Raw genomic sequence first — 1,424 nt, 5'->3', positions numbered from 1 at the left:
TAATGGACTTCTGTCAATAAAATAGACTTTTTTCTGCCAAGTAGTGGCGTATTTTTTTCTTCCGCGCTTCATTCCCATTTCGCTTGGAGGCCTCGTACCTAAAGGAACAATTAAAAAAACAATTGTTCCTTTAGGCAGAGGACAATTCGCTCTTTCCGGCGTTTTTTCGCTGCGCCTCTTCATACGCCATTTCGTAATCTAGCGGAGTGGCGTACCCAAGCGTAGAGTGCGTGCGCTTACGGTTATAAAATTGGATATAAAACTTTACAGCTGCGATGGCCTCCGCCTTCGTAGGAAATACAAGCTTATAGAGATACTCTTTCTTTAATGATGCAAAAAACGACTCAACACAAGCATTATCATACGGAGTAGCTTTCCTGCTCATGCTAATTACAGCTTTAGCTTCATTCAATGCTTCTGTGTACTTTTTAGAACAGTATTGAGTTCCTCGGTCTGAATGATGGATCCACCCTTCAGACGGTTTACGTTGTGCAACGGCTTCTTTTAGGGCACGGAGTGGCAATGTATGATCCATTTGATCATCAATGGCATAGCTAACAACTCGACGGGAAAACAAATCGATTACTGGATTGAGGTAAATAAACCCTTCGCCAGTGTGAATGTACGTAATATCGGTTGCCCAAACTCGGTTAGGTGCTTCAACTCGAAACTTCCGATTTAATTCATTGGGATATATCGGTTTTTCATGGTTAGAATCAGTTGTATTAATATATTTCTTTGGCTTAGTAGCGAACAAACCTAAAGCTCTCATACGATTGGCCACTTTTTTCTGAGACACTTTAATATTGTCTTGATTTTCAAGCCTGTCATGGATTCTAGGACTACCGAATGCCGTGAGGTTATCGTAAAAGTGAAACATAATACGCTCATCTAGTTGGCGATTCTGCTTTTCCTTTTCAGTTTCTTCCTGGCAACGGCGTTTTTCCCAAGCATAATAACCGGAGGTTGACACACCTAATACTTTGCACATCTTCACAATGGTATGATTATTTCTCTCTGAATAAATAAAAACAAACCTTTCTACTTTTCTTGTGTGAAGATGTGCATGGCCTTTTTTAAAATTGTGTTCTCCTCCTCAATCTCTAATCTTTTTGAAAGCTCAGCTTCATAAAGTTCCTTGTATTCTGAGGCAGTAAGTAACCGATTCTGTTTTGACTTCTTCGCCTCTTGTTGCTTCTTACGATAGCTGCTTACCCATTTTTGCAAGGTGTCATATGGGATCTTAAGCTCTTTACTGATATCAATCATCTTTTTACCATCTAGAACAATCAATTTAGAAACATACTCTTTAAATTCAATAGAGTACTTTTGTTGATTTTTCGCCATGTTAAACACATCCTATTTTTGTTATTTATGATTTAACATGACGCCACAACCGGTGTCCACTTTTTATACTAGCTTCA

2 protein-coding genes are annotated in these 1,424 nt (G+C 38.9%); both read right to left on the bottom strand.

Annotated features, from left to right (window positions below; all coding sequences use genetic code 11):
* Window positions 1–130: 130 nt before the first annotated feature.
* Window positions 131–1,027, bottom strand: a complete 897-nt coding sequence (locus tag M5A78_RS24570; protein WP_248737888.1) for an IS3 family transposase — start codon at window positions 1,025–1,027, stop codon at window positions 131–133.
* A gap of 14 nt (window positions 1,028–1,041) precedes the next feature.
* Complete coding sequence (locus M5A78_RS24565; protein WP_248737887.1) at window positions 1,042–1,347, bottom strand: transposase; 306 nt, start codon at window positions 1,345–1,347, stop codon at window positions 1,042–1,044.
* Between the last annotated feature and the right edge of the window lie 77 nt (window positions 1,348–1,424).

The sequence above is a fragment of the Neobacillus rhizosphaerae genome, from assembly GCF_937468385.1.
GTDB lineage: Bacteria > Bacillota > Bacilli > Bacillales > Cytobacillaceae > Neobacillus > Neobacillus rhizosphaerae.
The sequence above is the reverse complement of the archived record's forward strand: the minus strand, read 5'-3'. Positions and strand labels throughout refer to the sequence as shown.

What these genes read in the sequence shown, in the direction of transcription:
- M5A78_RS24565 (WP_248737887.1), bottom strand. Translation starts at nt 1,347, where the DNA reads ATGGCGAAAAATCAACAAAAGTACTCTATTGAATTTAAAGAGTATGTT.